Below are 16,154 nucleotides of genomic sequence, written 5' to 3'. Positions count from 1 at the left end.
TGCCGGGTGACAGCCTCGTCACCCGGCAGTCCTGCCGGTCAGCCTTGCGGGAAGTCGCTCATGCTCAGCGGGATGGGGGGGTAGTTGCGTTTCACCAGGGCCTGGGCCCAGAGCTCCAGCACCGCCCGGCGGCTTTGCGGCATGTCCCGGGTGATGGGCATCGCCAGGGTGCTTTCCTCCTGGTACTCCTTGCTGATCAGCACGATCAACTGGTCGACCGCGCCTTCTATGCGCGCCAGGGAGTTCAGCGGCATGTACTTGTTCATGATCGGGTACATGTAGAAGAACGGCTGCAGGATGAACGGGTAGATGAAGCTTTCCCAGATCAGCTGGCCGGCGTTCTGCTGCTTGTAGACCTGGTTCCAGGCATCGACGAACGCCTGCTGTATCTCCGGCTCCTGCGGCAACACGCGCAGCGGCGCGAGGAAGTCGGTGTAGGTTTGCATCAATTTGAAGCTGAACGGGATCTGCGGCGGCTGCTTGTCCTCATGCACGAAGAAGCGCAAGGTCGGGAAGCCCGGCGCCACGGCCTTGACAGTCAGCAGGGCAACCCCGTTGGCGTCGGTGGTGATCTGCGTGGTGCTGAACTGCACGTTGCCCTTCGGCTCATCCTTCAGTGTGCCCTGGCCCTGGACGGGGTTGGCGAATGCCAGGCTGGGGCTCAGGGCCACCGAACCTGGCGTGGGCAGGTACTGCTGGTAGCTGACCGCTTTCATGTCGGTGGTCGGGCCGGCGGGGTGGACCGCCGTGAGCCTACGGCCCGTGCCTTCGCTCAGCTGGCGGGTGAGCGACGGGGTACCGACGAACTGCGGCAGGTTGGGGGTGTTGTTGGCGGGATTGTCCGGGTCCTCCAGGAACAGCGTGAAGTCGGCCGGGTTGCTGAACGCCAGGTAATAGTCGGTGGTGCACATCATGTAGGCGTTGTTGTATTCGGCCACCGTCAGCACGGTACCGGCCGGCGCGGGCAGGCCGTCGTACTGCACCATGATCTGCAAGGTCTTGCTGTCGCCGACGTCGATGAAGCTGGCGCTCTCGACCACTTCGGCGGTCCACATCTGCTGGGTCGCCGCCTGCACGGGGGTGGCGCCTTGCTGCTGCAGCTCCAGCGCTCCGCTTTGCAGCTGTTTCTGCGCCTCGGCGCTCAACGGCAGGTCGAGGATCCCCGAACGTTTGTCGAAGGCTGCCTGCTGATAGTCGTCGTAGCCGAAACCGGCCAAAGGCGTGAACTGCTCGCCCTGGCGTATCCCCAGCTGGTAGCTGCCGGCGTCGAACTTCGCCGCCACCGGTATCTTGGCCTTCGGGTCGAGCGAATAGCTGGGGAACCCATTGAGCAGGTCCAGCGACAGGGTGTCGTCATGCACCTGCGCCGAGATGACCCCCAATGTCATGGATTTGAAGTTCACACCGTCCTTCTGCAACTGTACCGGATCAGCAGGGACCAGCCGCCGCCCGGCCGGTGCCGTGGGGAACTCGTCGTCGAACCACAGGCCCAGGGTGCCGGCGGTGCGGCTGTAGGCGGGGTTGAAGAAGATGCTGCCGACATTGTCCAGGCCTTTCTGGTACATCGCCTGCACATTGGCCAGGATCTTCGAGTCGACGGTGTGGGTGATGATGGGCGGTTGGTCGTTGAAAATGCCGTTCATGTCGTAGCAGGTCAGGTAGGTAGAGAAACGGAACATCAGCCCTTTGGCCTTCTGCTGCTCCATCTGTTGCTGCAGGTTCTGCAGCAGTTGCGAGTTGCCGAGGGCCCAGCTCAGGTTCTCTTTGGGGAAGCACGTCTGCCAGGTGGTGGTCACATAGATCAGGCCACCGAGGGTCGCCCAGTTGAAGTTGAGGAAGCGGTCGAGCATGCGGTGCTCGCGCTTGAGCGTCAGGCCGCACTGGGCGTCGCCAAGTACCAGCCGGTCGAAGTACAGCGCGGTGAAGGTGTTCTGCCAGGGGCTGACGTCGACGAAGCGCGCCGGGGTGGGGGCGTCACTGCCGAACGGGTTGCCGAGCAGGTTGTAGGTCTGGTTGATCAGCGGGTCCTGGCTGACATAGCCGCCACCGGGCAGCTCGCCGCCGGTGATGACGGAGGCGGTCGCCGGGATCGTGGGGTCTGCTGGCGTGTAGTTGACGGTGCCGCAGGCATTGTCGCCAAACAGGTTCCACTCGCCGGGGATCATCACGCTGGGATTCTGCGAGACGTTGCCCGGCACCTGGGTCACATAGGTTGGCGCTTCGAGCAGCACTTGCGGGGCGATGACCCATGGCATCAACTTGCTGCTGGCATTCGCCGGGTTGATTCCGTAGTACTCGAGGAAACGCCAGTTCAGACGCATCTTCGAAGCATCGTAGAGCGGGAACATGTCGTTGTTGTTGGCGGTCGGCGGGCTCCAGAACATATGGCCGCCGAGATAGATGCGCGGGAAGTTCAGTACGCTCATGTCATGCTCCTTAGCGTTGCCACTGGGCGCGTTTCAGCGACCAGACAAAGTCCAGTTTGTTGTACCCGGCGAACTCGGACGCCGGCACTTCGGCAGTCGGATAGACAATCCCGCCTTGCTGCTTCTGGGCGAAATTGAAATAGCCCTTGGTCTTGGAGTAGGCCGCCGTGCCATGGCAGGCGAAGCACGAGGACTGGCTCTGGAAGGCCGACTCGAGCTGGGAGTTGGCCAGCAACTTCGGATTGGTCTCGGACTGGGTGCCGATCAGCTCGTACTGCGCCAGCGCCGGGTACATGGCCTGGAAGGTGGTGTTGGCGGTCTGCGCCGCCGGGGTCGGCCCGGTGCTGTTGCTCATCGGGGTCGGGGGAATCGCGTTGGTCACGGTGTACTTGCCGTTGTTGCGATTCTCGAAGGTGGTCCAGACCCATTGCGGGTTCAGCTTGTTGACCACGTGCAGGCCACTGAGCGCGGCGTAGCCGACCTGGTACTGGCCGTTGTCCTGCTGGTAGTAGGCCTGGGCGATGTAGTAGCCATCGCTTTGCAGTTGCTGCTGATAATCCGGGTCATTGCCGATCCACAGCCAGGCGGCCTTGAGCTCCCAGGCGGTGGAGGGAAAGGCCAGGTTGCTGGTCAAGGCGGCCTGGCCGTTCACGTTGTACACCTGCTTTTGCACGATGTAGTCGAAGGTGTCCTCGCCCATCAATAGCTGGAAACGCACCGGTTGCCCCTGTTGCGCGGTGGGTACCGCGCCGCCCATTTCCAGGATCAGGCCGTCCACCTGCTGCACGGCGTTGAGGTTGTGGAACGTGCGGTCGGGGTTCAGGCCCTGGGCCTGGGCGGCCTGCAGCACCGCGGCCGGCACCGGCTCGCTCTGGCCCCAGGGCAGCGGTGCGGCGCCATTGCTCAGGTAGACCTGGTCCGAAGGCTTGAGGGTTTCCCAGACCCGATTGGAGCTGTTCGACTCGACCGGCTGGTTCAGGCAGACGAACCAGTTCCAGCTCATGCTTTCCGGCCCTTGGGCGAAGGTCTGCCGGGCTTGGTCGACGTTGCCGCCAAACTGCATGAACTGGTTGCAATCGAAGGGGGGAGAGCCCTCGGCCTGGGCCAGTCCGGCCAGTGCGCTGAGGACGGTTATTGAGATGGCTCGCCGCATGTAAGCTCCTTGGCTTTGGCCAGGTCGGTGTATGAGTGCCCCAGGAAATGCTGCAGGAGCAGTTGCTTCACCGCGGTCGCCGGCAGGCTGCCCGGCAACGGCAGATCACAATCGGTAATGAGCAGTGGCCCGGTCTGCGCGCTGGCGGGCAGACGGCCGTGGCTGCCACGCACCATCGAGGTGTCGAGCGGGATCAGGTCCATGTAGTAGCGAAAGCCGAGCTTCTTCTGCAGCAGGCGCCGCGCCACTTTCAGCCTGGGGAAGCGGATGGCGGGGTCGATGAACAGCTCCAGCGGGTCGTAGCCGGGCTTGCGGTGGATGTCCACGGTGCGGGCGAAGTCCGGTGCCTTGCGATCGTCGAGCCAGTAGCGGTAGTCGAACCAATGATCGGCGGCGGCTATGGCGACCAGTTCGCCACTGCGCGCGTGGTTCAGCTGCCAGGCCTGCTGCTCGGTCCTGTCCAGCACCCGCTCGATGCCGGGCTGGCCTTGCAACAGGGCTTTGACCCGAGGGATGTCGCGGGCCTGGCGGACGTAGACATGGGCAATCTGGTGGTCGACGACGGCGAAGGCAGCGCTGGCGCCGGGGTCGAGCAGTTCCCAGGTCAGTGACTGGCGCACCTGCAGCAGACCTTCAGCGCGCAGCAGGCGATTGATGGACACCGATTGACTGACTGCCTCGATGCCGTACTCCGACACCAGCATCACGGCCGCGCCCTGCGTCTTGGCGAAGCCCAGCAGGCGGCCGACCTCGGCGTCGATGGCCTGCACTTCGTCGACGATAGACGGGTGCCCTGGCCCGAGGCGCTGCAGGCAGTAGTCGAGGTGGGGCAGGTAGACCAGCTGCAGGTCCGGGCGATCGAGCTGGAACTCGGCCATGGCGCAATCGACGATCCAGCGGCTGGAGGCGATGCCGGCGGCCGGCCCCCAGAACGCCGGGAACGGAAACGCGCCGATCTGCTCTTCGATCCGCGCATGCAGGTTTGCCGGGGACGAGTACAGGCCGAACAGCTTGCGGCCATCGGCCGGATAGTGCGGGCGCGGGGTGATGGCGGCATCGACGTCGGCGTACATGTTGTACCACCAGAACAACTGGCTGCAGCGAAAGCCCGGCAGTTCGCGCTTGAGCGTCTGCCAGACCTTCTCGCCCTGGATCAGGGCGTTGGGTTGCAGCCAGAAACGCACTTCGGCCTGGTCGCGAAAGTACCAGCCATTGCCGACGATGCCGTGCCCGGCCGGTGACAGGCCGGTGAGGATCGAGGCCTGCACCGTGGAGGTGACGGCAGGGAACACCGGTTGCAGGCTGGCCATCCTGGCCTTTTGCAACAGCCGGTTGATGTGCGGTGTTGCCGAGCCCAGCAGCGCAGGCGTCAGCCCGACCACGTTGATCAGCAGCAGCGGTTGGCGGGGCTGTTCAGAGGGCATTGGCGCACACCTCCTGTGCGTGGAGTTGCAGCAGGCGACGCTGGCGCAACTGCTCCTCGACCCAACGCAACTCGTCGCTGATGCCCTGTTGCTGGGCCGGGGCGGTGGTGGGTCGCAGTTGCGCAGGCAGAACGCCCCAGCTGTAGGTTTCCACTTCCAGGACGGGGCGGATGTCTTCGTGCGCCGTGAGAAAATCGAAGGTCTGCGCCAGGGCGGCCTGGCTGGCGCCAAGCTCCGGCAGCAGCAGGTGTTCGCTGAACAGCGGGATGTGGAAGTGAACCCGCAACTCCCGGTAGCGCCCGGGCTCCGCCAGGCAGGCAGCGAGCGCAGCAGGCAGGTCCGCCCAGGCGCACAGGTGGCCTTGGCTGTCGCGCGCCTGTACCTGGTGCAGATAGGTGGCTTCGGCAAAGCCGCCCAGCACCTCGAGTACCTGGGCGCAACGGCGAATGTCCTGGGCCGGCAGGCGGCAGATCATCGCATTGGAAAGCTGGATCTTGCCGATGGGCACCCCGGCCTGGCGCAGCCTTTCCAGGGACTGCCGGCAGTCTTCGAACATCACCGCCTGGTGGCAGACGTCGAAGCACAGTGCCAGGTATTCATGGTGTGGGTCGCTGGCCTGCCAGTGGTGGAAGAAGGCGACGGCCTGGTCGGTAGTTTGCAGCACGCAGTCCGGCTCCATTTCCAGGCATACGATGATCTTCTTGCCGGTTTCCTGGTGCAGACGGGCCAGCGCCGAGGTGAGCTGGCGCAGCTGTTCCTCGGCACGCTGCTGCAGCGCCGGGCTCCAGTGGGCGGCATAGCCCAGCGGCACGCTGGAAATCACCCCTTGCCGGCAGTCCGGCGGCAGCGCTTCGGCCAGCAGCCGTGCCAGCTCCAGGCTGTACGCCAGCCGTTGCTGCTCGGCCCAGCTGGGCAGGTAGACGGCAGCCTTCACCGCGCCCTCATGGAACTGCCCGTAGGGGAAGCCGTTGAGCGAGGTCAGGCGCAGCCCGCTGCGTCGCAGCAGGTCGAGAAACGCCTGCCGTGCCGGCGCCTGGCGCAACTCGGAAGCGGCGCGGGCGCTGATCCACAGCCCGCTGTCTTGCACGTCGAGCCCGCGCAGTCTGCGCACGCCCTGGAAGTGTTGCTCGATGGAGGCGCGCAGCGCGGCCAGGTCAGGTGCCGGGTGCACGTTGCCGCAGTAGCCGAGCTGCGAGGCGCTCCAACCCCGGCCAGCGCTCATTTGACCACCGGATCCTGGCCGCGCAGGGCCGAGTTTTCCTGCCACTGGCGACGCTGGTCGATGGGCAGCGGGGTGCTGACCAGGGTCTTGTCCAGCTGGCCACTCTGGGCAAAGAAATCCACCGGGTTGTGGAACAGCACCTGTTCGACCTGGGCCTCGCTGAAGCCTGCGGCCAGCATCGCCTGGCCGGTCTTTGGCACCTTGAGCGGGTCACTGATGCCCCAGTCGGCGGCACTGTTGACCACCATTTTTTCCGTACCGTACTGCTGCAGCAGCGCGACCATGCGTTGCTCGGACATCTTGGTGTTGGGGTAGATCGAATGGCCGCGCCAGCAATCGCTGTCGAGCACCAGCGGCAGGGTCAGTTCGTTGAGGTGGTCGATGATCACCAGGTGCTCGGCGATGCCGACTTCGCGGATCACCGCCAGGGTGCGCTTGGTGCCGCCGATCTTGTCGCGGTGTGGGGTGTGCACCAGCACCGGCAGGTTGAATTGCCTGGCAAGCTCAAGTTGCGCGGCGAGAAAGCGGTCTTCCTCGGGGGTGATGTCGTCGTAGCCGATTTCACCCACCGCCACCACGCCGTCCTTGACCAGGTAGCGCGGCAGGACCTCGAGTACCTCATAGGCGATCGACAGGTCGTTGGCCTCCTTGGGGTTGAGGCCGATGGTGCAGAAGTGATGGATGCCGAACATGCTGGCGCGAAAACGCTCCCAGCCCAGCAGGGTGTCGAAGTAGTCGATGAAGCTGCCGAGGCTGGTCCTGGCCTGGCCCTGCCAGAACGCGGGTTCGATCACCCCGGTGATGCCGGCGGCAGCCATGTTCTGGTAGTCATCGGTGGTGCGGCTGATCATATGGATATGCGGGTCGAAGTACTTGGGCATGGTGGATCCTCGTCAGGGAGAAGGCATCGTCGGATATCAGGTCGGTAAGTGGCCGGCCAGGTGCTCATGCCAGCCGGGGGGCAGACATTGCTGGCGGCTGAGGCCAAGTAGACGCTGGTGCTGCGCCGGGCTGAGCAGGTTGAAGGCAATCGCCAGGTACAGACCGCCGGAAACCGGGCGCGCGGCAGCCAGTTGCTCATCCAGCAGATCGAGGGCCAGTTGATTGAGGGCGACACCCTGACGCTCGCTCAGACCGCACAGGCGGCTCACGTCCAGCCCCATGCCGAGCGCTTTGAGCACCAGCTGGTGGAACGCCCGCTCCGGGTAATGGCGGGACGGGTAGAGGGTGTCGAGGGCGAGGGCGGCGAACACCTGGCTGTTGCTGGTACGCCCGGCCTGCAAGGCCAGCTCCAGGCACGAGCCATGGCTGTCGAGCCAGTCCAGGGCCTTGAGCAGGGCGACCTTTTCCTGGTCGTCGCCCCACAGGAACAACTGGCGCAGCAAAGGCAGCTGCTCGGCCTCGGGCTGCTGGTCGAGGACCTGCGCCAGCAGCAGCGCGCGTGCCACTTGCAACTGGCTCCAGCCCTCATCGTCGAGCATGGCCCGATCGCCGATCCGGCGCTTGCACTGGCTGCTCAGCAGGGCGGCGGTGTTGGCGTCCGGCGACTGCCCGAGGCGCGCCAGCGCCTGCTGCCACCACTGCAACTCGGCCTGATCGAGTTGCGCGATCAAGGCCTGCTGCCGTTCGGCCAGGCAGTCGTGGCGCATGTCCAGCGCCGCCGTTGGCGACGAAGCGATATGACTGTTCATGTCGGTTTGATCCAGCGTTGGAGGTGTGGAAGCAGGAAGAACACCAGGACGCACAGCAGGCTGCCCAGGGGCTGGTCGGCCACCGCCAGCACCAGGGCATCGAACAGCGGCAGGGCTGCCAGCCCCGCGCCGATGAAGGCGCGTACTTGTCGGCGCCGCGGATCGGCGAGGTGCAGCCAGTAGTGCCAGCCCAACCAGCCCAGCCACAGCAGCAACACCGGCCAGAACCACAGGGTGTCGGCGTAAGCCGCCAGGGCCAGCGGGCTGAGCATCAGCAGCAGGGGCAGGCGGCTGAGCAACTGGTTGAGGTGCTCCTGGCGTGCCAGGTAGGTCAGGCCGCTGATGTACACGCCCAGCAGGACCGCGCACAGCCAGATGGGCTGCGCCGGCACCGCCAGGCTGGCCGCCGCGGTGAGGTACAGCGCCGAGCGGCACGCGCCCATCAACCAGACGCTGTGGACGTGGGTCTTGTGCAGCAGGTTGTAGCCGAGAATGCAGCCCACCAGCAGGGTGACGCTGCCCAGCAGCCAGTGCGGCTGTTCGACCAGGCGGCTCAGGCCGAGCGCAGCGGTCGCGGCCAGCAGCAGCAACCCGTAGATGGCCAGGCGCACCTGCCGCCGGCTGACCAGTCCGAGGGTGATGGGGCGGGCGTTGCTGTGCTGTTGGTCCCAATCGGCGTCCAGCAGGTCGTTCAGCAGCATGCCGGCCAGGTACAGCAGCGACAGCATGGCCAGCAGCAGGAGCCACACCAGAGAGGAGGGTGGCGCCAGGGCGCCGGCGCTGCTGGCCAGCAGGGCGGCGGCGAGGGTGTTGGTCCACACCGTGGGCAGGTTGGAGACCCGGCCAACGGTCAGCCAGGTTTTCAGGTCCGGCGCGATCGGGTTCATTGCGCGCAGCCCTCGCCCAGGGTGAGGGGCGCGCGCTGGCTGACCAGCCGCAGCAGCGCCTGTTCCATCAGGGCGTCATCGATCTCGTGCAGGTCGACCGATGTGCCGATGCAGCTCAGCATGGGGATGGACAGCTGCCCGCCCAGGTGCTGGCGAAACTCCTCGAGCCCAAGCAACACTCGCGAACGTCCATGCGCATCTTTCAGGCTCAGCTCCGGCGGGCACAGGTTGAAGCCAAGCCTGAGCAACAGGCTGATGACGCGCTCGCTGTCGGCATCGCTCAACAGACCCAGGGCATTGGCATAGAGCCCGTCGAGGGCCATGCCCACCGCCACCGCTTCACCGTGGCGCAGGCGGTGCTGGCTGAGGTTTTCCAGCTTGTGCGCCGCCCAGTGGCCGTAGTCCAGTGGGCGCCCGTTGCCGCGTTCGAAGGGGTCGCCAGCGCCGGTGATGTGCCCCAGGTGCAGCTCGGCGCAACGGCGGATGGCGTAACGGCTGGCCGGATGATCAAAGTGGGCGAGGGCGTCGGCCTCCCGCTCCATCCACTCGAAGAAGGCGCGGTCCTTGATCAGCGCCACCTTGACCGCCTCGGCCAGGCCGGCGATGCGGTCGCGGTGGGCAAGCGTGGTGAGCAGCTGGAAGTCATTGATCACTGCGCAGGCGGGGTAGAAGGCGCCGAGCAAGTTCTTCTGGCCGAAGGCGTTGATGCCGTTCTTCACGCCGATGCCGGCGTCGTTCTGTGCCAGTACCGTGCTGGGGATGCGGATCAGGCGCATGCCCCGGTGAAAGGTGGCGCAGGCGTAGCCCACCGCGTCCAGCACAGCGCCGCCGCCCAGGGCCAGGACGAAGCAATGGCGGTCCAGCCCATGGCTCAGCATGTCGCTATACAGCTGTTGCAATACCTGTGCGTCCTTGCTCAGCTCACCGGCCGGCACGGCGATGGGCGCGGCTTTCAGGTTCAGGTCCGCAGCATGGGCGGCAAAGTAGGCGTCGATCTGGCCCGGCAGGTGCGGTGCGCAGCGCAGCAGCTGTTCGTCGGCGAACACCAGCACCGTTACCCGACCACGCTGCTGTGCGGTGAGCTGGCGATGCAGGCAGGTGTTGAGCGGATCGAACAGGTGCTCGGTGAACACCACGGGGTAGTCGTAACTGACCGTGAAACGCCCGCGCAGTGGTTCACCCTTGCGCAAGGCCTTGAACAGGCTGTACCCGGCAATGAACAACGCGGGCAGGACCATGCCGGCGAGCAGGGTCACCAGCAGCGCGTTCTGCGCGACCAGGAAGCTGCCGATGGCGCTGTAGGCCAGTGCCAGGCCGGCATTGGCCAAGGTGGTGACCAGGATGAAGGCGCGCAACGGATAGCGCTGCATGCCGGCCGCCACCACCGAGGTTTCCGCCAGCACCGGCACGCCGCGCAGGCAGATCAACGACAGCGTGCCCAGCCGATACGCCAGTTGCCCCGGCTGGCGCTGGTGCAGGCCCAGGCGGCTGGACAGCAGGCGAAAATAACCCGCCCCTAGCGCATACCCCAGCCCGGCACCCAGGCACAGGCCGATGAAGATCACCAGGTAGCCGCCAACGCTGCCAAGCGTCGCCACCGCAAACAGCGCGACCATGCTCGACGGCACGGGTAGTACCACGTCCAGCGCCAGCAAGCCGATCAGCAGCACCGCCAGGGTAAGCATCTGGGCGGGGGTCGAAGGCAGGAAGTGTTCGAGGTGGGAAAGGAAGTTCTGGATCTGTTGTTCGAATAATACAAAGCTGGCGATCACCAGGCCTGAGAAGCACAGTACTGACAACCAGAAATGTTTGCCGGGCCCTCTTTGCGAGAGCGCACGATACCCGCGGCTGCGCTTCATCAAGCGTCCCTCTTGTTATTTGACTGATTTCCGTTTCAGCAATCGAACGTCACGCCCAATGGGCGCAAGGACATGGACTCCTCTGAACTTATTGGCGAGGGAGTTGTATTTATGATGTTGGCGAAGACAAACACAAAACTAGTCGGCCGCTTCGCTTTTGCAAGGAAATGTGGGGCGAAGGGTTAGATGAAACACGTGATTTTTATGAGTGCATTAGAATGCTTGCGAATTATTAATCCTGACTATATATAAATAATTAATCTTGAAACTTGTATGGTTTGGCTGGTGAATGATAATCAATTAATTTGGTCATTATTCTTCGCCTTGCAAGTTCGTGGCTGAAGTCAAGTTAGATAGTCTTCTAACTAGTACGCAGCTATTTAAAATGACGCGTGCTGAGTGAAGGCTCTTTACTCACCAACGGTAATCCTCGCATATACGTCCATGGAGAACATCTGTACTCCAGCTGGCAGGACGCCGCCTCGATGCTGAGTTGAGGTAATATCGCCGCCTCGCCACCGGCAGCCCAACGCGCCAGACAAAGGATTGCATGCCCGCCACCCCGTCCCTGCGTCATCTGTTCTTCTGTGTCGTGCTCGGCGCGCTCGCCGGCTGCCGGCCTGAGCCCGCACTGCCGCTCGACCAGCAGCTCTATATCTGGCAACGCCAATGGCAACCCGCCCATGAGCAAGCCCTGGCGGACAGCCGCGCCGACTTTTCGACCTTGCGCGTACTGGCCTTGCAAGCGCAGCCCAAAGCCGGGTGGAGCAGGGCGCTGGTCGACCTGCCACGGCTCAAGGCCGATGGCCGGCCAGTGATCGCCGTGGTGCGCCTGGACGGCCAGTTGCCGGCGCTCGACCTGCAGGAGGCAGGCCCACAGATGGCGCGCCTGCTGGCGGACTGGCAGGCCGCGGGTGTGGCCCTGGAGGGGTTGGAGATCGACCATGACAGCGGCAGTGCTCGCCTTGCAGGCTATGGCGAATTTCTCCTGAAACTGCGCGCACAACTGCCGCCGGGCCTGAAGCTGAGCATCACCGCATTGCCCGCCTGGCTCGACAGCCCGCAGCTGCCGGCGCTGTTGCAGGCGGTGGACAGCAGTGTGTTGCAGGTGCACGCAGTGAGCGACCCGCGGCGCGGCCTGTTCGATCCGGCACAGGCCAGGCAATGGGCCGAACGCTGGAGTCGCGTCGGTGACAAGCCGTTCTACCTGGCCTTGCCCGCCTATGGCGTCGCGTTGCTGCCTGATACCGGTGGCGCGCCCGTTGTGGAAAGCGAAACACCGTTGAATCGTGGCGGCGAACGCCGCGAACTGCTGGCCGATCCACAGCAACTGGCGGACCTGGGCAGACAATGGCGCAACCAGCCACCTGCGCACCTGGCCGGGCTGATCTGGTTCCGCCTACCGTTGCCCGGCGACCGCCGCGCCTGGAGCCTGACCACCTTGAAGGCAGTGGCGCGAGGCGACGCGCTCGCCAGCCACTGGCGGGTCGAACTGTCCGGGCAGGCGGGGCTGCGCGACATCAATCTGGTCAACGTCGGCAATCTCGACCTGCCGATACCTGCGCGGGTGGAGCTGAACGTCGCATCCTGTGACGCCGCCGACGGGCTCAACGGCTACCGCTTGCAGCAATCCCCGCAACACCTCATCTTCAACCGCCAGTCCAGCGCGCGTCTCGCCGCTGGCGGCCGGCGCGTCCTCGGCTGGGCGCGCTGCCATGGAATCGATCAAGGAGCATGGAATGTCTACCCGTAACTGGCCCCGGCGCCTGCTGTACCTGTCCCTGAGCGTGCCGGCCGTTCCGGCGCTGGCCTGTGGCCCGGACTTCCCGATGCAGTTGCTCGGCGATCGGGCGCACACCCTGGCCGAGTTGCCGGAGGGCAATTTCGGCTTCGAGGTGAATCGCCTCGGCGAGCAGATCGCAGGCCTCAAGCCCGCCACCGATGTGACCCTGACTCCTTACTGGGACAGTGACGACAACGACCGACCTTACCGTGAGCAGCGCAGCCGTATCGAGGCAAGCGAGCTACCGCAATCGCTGCGCGAAAAGGTCGCGCAACTGCGTGCCCTGGCGGATCCGCAACAAGTGCTGGAGCAGGGCGCCGAATTGCCGGATGAACTGCGCCTGTACATTGCCGGCGCGGTGGCTTTCGACACCGGCGACCACCCCCTGGCCGCGGATTATTTTGCCAAGGTGCTGGCCCTGCCAGCTGAACAACGCAAGCTGCGCAGCACCTGGGCAGCCTACTCGCTGGGGCGGGCCTTGATGGCCCGCAGCTTCGCGGCCAGTGATGATCCGCAACAGACCCCGCAGGCCCTGCAAGCCCAGGCGCGCGAGGCTTTCCAGCAAGCCCGCGCGCTCAGCGCCGAAGGCTTCAGCGACCCATTGGAACTGGGGGTTGCCAGCCTTGGCGAGGAGGCCCGCCTGGCCAAGCTCGCTGGCGACTGGAACAGCGCCATCCGCTTGTATGCCAGCCAGAGCCGTCTGGGCTCGGGCAGTGGCTACAGCTCGCTCAGGCAACTTGCCAACGAACTGGTGAGCCTGCCAGATGAACAGCTGAAGACGCAGTTGGCACAACCGATGCCACGCAAGCTGCTCACCGCCTACCTGCTCAGCCATGTCGGTTGGGACTACGACGGCCAGCCGCCAACCCAGGCCCGGCGCCTGCCCGGGTTGCTGCAGGCCAGTGTCGGCGACAAGCTGGAAGACGCCGACCGCCTGGCTGCATTGACCTACCAGCAAGGCAACTATGCCGCGACCAGGAGCTATCTGCAGCAGGCCGGCGATACCGGCCTTGCCTGGTGGCTGCGCGCCAAGCTGGCCTTGCGCGATGGCGACAAGGCCCAGGCAGCCGCTGCCTATGCCAAGGCCGCCGCCGCGTTCCCCCGCGAAGAGTCGTGGGGCTCGAGACAGACACCCGATTGGGACTACGAAAGCGTCAAGCCCGGCTGCCGGGTCGAAGGCGAGGGCGCGATCCTGGCGCTGGAGCGCGGCGACTACTTGCAGGCCTTCGACCTGCTGTATCGCAGCCAGGACATCTACTGGCAGGATACGGCCAACGTGGCCGACCGCGTGCTGACCCTGGACGAGCTCAAGGGCTATGTCGATGCCCATGTGCCGGCGCCACCGGCCCCCAAGGTGGAAGAGGGCGGCTATGTGCCGCGACCGGTGGCGACGCAGCTGCGCGAGTTGCTGGGCCGACGTCTGCTGCGTGAGGGCCGTTATGACGAGGCGCCCGGCTACTTCGCCACGGCGCAGTTGCAGGCCGATGCCAAGGCCTACGGCCAGCATCGCCAGGAGGCCGCCTCGCGCTGGACGGCCACGGGCCGCGCCGAGGCGCTGTTCGCCGCGGCCACCTTGGCACGCGGTGCCGGCATGGAAATCCTCGGCTACGAAATGGCACCGGACTATGCCTGGCTGGGTGGCAGCTTCAGCCTGGGCAGCGCCACCCTGCAGCCCGGGCCGTTCATCGGTGCCGGCGAGGTGCAGCGCCAGTTGGCGACCGAGGCCAAGCCCGACCAGCGTTACCACTATCGTTATGTCGCCGCCGACCTGGCCAACCAGGCCGCGGACCAGTTGCCACGCAGCAGCCAGGCCTTCGCCGCGGTGCTGTGCACGGCGGCGGGCTGGGTGCCGGGCACCGAGCAGGAAAGCGCGCTGTACAAGCGCTACGTCCAGCAGGGGCCGTTCGTGCAGTGGGCAGAGGATTTCGGCAACCAGTGCGAAGCGCCCCGGTTCGACCAGGCCAACAAACGCTATGTGACAGAGAAGCTGGATGCCGCGCGGGCGGCGTTGCGGCCGTACAAGGCGCAGGCGCTACCGGTGGGGTTGGTGGTATTGGCGGGGGTTGCCTGGATGTGGTTGCGACGGCGCAAGGCCAAGGTGTGAAACGAAAAGGGGCGGCCATCAGCCGCCCCCTGACCTTCACTTCTGTGCAGTCGTCACCCCTGCATCCAGCTTCACCGTTTCCTCGAGCGTGAAACGGCCCAACGGGTTCTGCAGGAAGTTCTGGATATTGCTACGCGAGATGTTGATGTACGGGCTGTAGTACAGGTCGATCCAGTGCACGTCCTGCTTGGCCAGCTTCTGCAGGTCCTGGTACATCTGCCCGCGCTTGACCGGGTCGGTCTCCACCCGGGCCGCGGCCACCAGGTCCTTGACCTTGTCGTTGTGGTAGCGGGTCATGTAGTTCTGGTTGGTGTCGTGGCCGAGCACGAAGGTGGTCTTCTGGTCCGGGTCGAGCACGTCGTTGGTCCAGTACATCACCGACAGGTCGTAGTCGCCATCGACCAGCATCTGCCAGCTCTGGGTCGGGTCGACCTTCTGCAGGTTGGCGGTGATGCCGACATCGGCCAGCTGCTTCTGTACCAGCACGGCGATCTGCTCGTCGGCCTCGTTGCCGGCGTTGACCACGTAGTTGACCTTGAGCCCCTCGGCACCGGCCTTCTTCAGCAGTTCACGGGCCTTGGCCGGGTCGAACGGGCGTTGCGGGTTGTTGGCATTGTGGTACAGCGCGCCTTTTGGAATGTACGAGTAGGCCGCTTCGCCATGGCCGAAGGTCACGGTTTCCACCAGCGCCTTCTTGTCGATCGCCAGGTCGATGGCCTCGCGCACCTCGACCTTGCCCAGCAGGCCTTTCTCATGGTTGATGAGCAGGTGGTCCTCGCGGGTCGACGGGTCGATGTGGATGGTCAGGCTCTTGTCTTTCTGCAGCGCGTCAACGCGGGAGAACGGCACGAAGATCGCCGAGTCCAGTTCGCCGGCCTGGACCTTGAGCATGCGCGTGTTGTCGTCGGGGATCGAGATCCACTCCACGCCGTCCAGGCTGACCTTGTCGGCTTCCCAGAAGTAGGGGTTTTTCTCCAGGATCACGCGGTCGCCGCGCAGCCACTCCTTGACCTTGAACGCGCCGGAGGTCACCGGTTCCTGGGCGTAGGCCTCTTCGCCGATGGCGTCCATGGCCTTTTTCGACAGGATCGACACGTTGGCGGTGGCCAGCTGCGCGAGGAACGGCACCGACTTGTTCTTCAGGGTCACCACCAGGGTGCGGTCATCCGGTGCTTCGGCCTTGTCGATGATCTTGTAGGAGTCGGACCACAGCGAGCCGGGGTTGTCGCGGATGCGCAGCAGGGAGAACGCCGCATCGCTGGCCGTCAGCGGCGAGCCATCGGAGAACTTGGCTTCGCGAACCTTGAAGGTGTAGGTCAGGCCGTCGTCGGAGACTTTCCAGCTTTCGGCCAGGCCCGGCAGCAGCTTGGTGCCGCTGTTGTCGACGCGTACCAGCACGTCGTAGACGTTGGCGAAGACCCAGCTGTCGCGGTTCTGCGCGCTCTTGATCGGGTCGAAGGTGGTGCTCTCCTCGCGGCAGCCGATGGTCAGCACGCCGGCGGCCTGGGCCATGCCACCGGCCAGGGTGCTGGCGGCCAGCACGGCGGCGGTGAGTAACTTCAATGCGGTGGGTTTCATGCTCAAGCTCCGTTTGATGGTCATGTG

At 65.0% G+C, this 16,154-nt stretch carries 11 protein-coding genes; 2 read left to right on the top strand and 9 right to left on the bottom strand.

All coding sequences use genetic code 11. The features are described 5' to 3' along the window. Window positions 1-38 precede the first annotated feature (38 nt). Genes R5C80_RS04340 through R5C80_RS04305 form a run of 8 tightly spaced genes read right to left on the bottom strand, consistent with a single transcriptional unit; the run spans window position 39 to window position 10,662 of the window. Window positions 39-2,426, bottom strand: a complete 2,388-nt coding sequence (locus R5C80_RS04340) for a hypothetical protein (RefSeq protein WP_319049855.1) — start codon at window positions 2,424-2,426, stop codon at window positions 39-41. Between the two features lie 10 nt (window positions 2,427-2,436). Further along, entirely contained in the window at window positions 2,437-3,579 is a 1,143-nt protein-coding gene (locus tag R5C80_RS04335; RefSeq protein WP_318865489.1) for a hypothetical protein, read from the bottom strand. Beyond that, entirely contained in the window at window positions 3,558-5,003 is a 1,446-nt protein-coding gene (locus R5C80_RS04330) for an alkaline phosphatase family protein (protein ID WP_319049854.1), read from the bottom strand. Before R5C80_RS04330 ends, R5C80_RS04335 begins: the two co-directional genes overlap by 22 nt. After that, a complete protein-coding gene (gene eboE, locus R5C80_RS04325) occupies window positions 4,993-6,225 on the bottom strand; it encodes a metabolite traffic protein EboE (protein WP_319049853.1) in 1,233 nt (410 codons plus the stop codon). Before eboE ends, R5C80_RS04330 begins: the two co-directional genes overlap by 11 nt. Next, window positions 6,222-7,106, bottom strand: a complete 885-nt coding sequence (locus R5C80_RS04320; protein WP_319049852.1) for a TatD family hydrolase — start codon at window positions 7,104-7,106, stop codon at window positions 6,222-6,224. The genes eboE and R5C80_RS04320 overlap by 4 nt, the downstream gene beginning before the upstream one ends. A gap of 36 nt (window positions 7,107-7,142) precedes the next feature. Then, window positions 7,143-7,916: an EboA domain-containing protein gene (locus R5C80_RS04315; RefSeq protein WP_319049851.1), complete on the bottom strand. Its 774-nt coding sequence runs from the start codon at window positions 7,914-7,916 to the stop codon at window positions 7,143-7,145. Beyond that, entirely contained in the window at window positions 7,913-8,803 is an 891-nt protein-coding gene (locus R5C80_RS04310; RefSeq protein WP_110604640.1) for a UbiA family prenyltransferase, read from the bottom strand. The genes R5C80_RS04315 and R5C80_RS04310 overlap by 4 nt, the downstream gene beginning before the upstream one ends. Next, window positions 8,800-10,662 carry a 3-dehydroquinate synthase gene (locus tag R5C80_RS04305; protein ID WP_038706166.1) on the bottom strand — a complete coding sequence of 621 codons (1,863 nt, stop codon included), beginning with the start codon at window positions 10,660-10,662 and terminating at the stop codon, window positions 8,800-8,802. Before R5C80_RS04305 ends, R5C80_RS04310 begins: the two co-directional genes overlap by 4 nt. Before the next feature lie 550 nt (window positions 10,663-11,212). Between R5C80_RS04305 and R5C80_RS04300 the strand changes: the two genes are divergently transcribed. Continuing rightward, window positions 11,213-12,415 (top strand): DUF3142 domain-containing protein, encoded by a 1,203-nt coding sequence (locus R5C80_RS04300; protein WP_267302786.1) that lies wholly within the window; start codon window positions 11,213-11,215, stop codon window positions 12,413-12,415. Continuing rightward, complete coding sequence (locus R5C80_RS04295) at window positions 12,402-14,549, top strand: hypothetical protein (protein ID WP_038706165.1); 2,148 nt, start codon at window positions 12,402-12,404, stop codon at window positions 14,547-14,549. The genes R5C80_RS04300 and R5C80_RS04295 overlap by 14 nt, the downstream gene beginning before the upstream one ends. Window positions 14,550-14,585: 36 nt before the next feature. Here the strand turns inward: R5C80_RS04295 and R5C80_RS04290 are convergent, their stop codons facing one another. After that, window positions 14,586-16,127 (bottom strand): ABC transporter substrate-binding protein, encoded by a 1,542-nt coding sequence (locus R5C80_RS04290; RefSeq protein ID WP_104443817.1) that lies wholly within the window; start codon window positions 16,125-16,127, stop codon window positions 14,586-14,588. Window positions 16,128-16,154 lie beyond the last annotated feature (27 nt).

The sequence above is a fragment of the Pseudomonas sp. On1 genome, from assembly GCF_033783325.1.
This window is presented reverse-complemented; position numbering and strand designations above follow the sequence as displayed.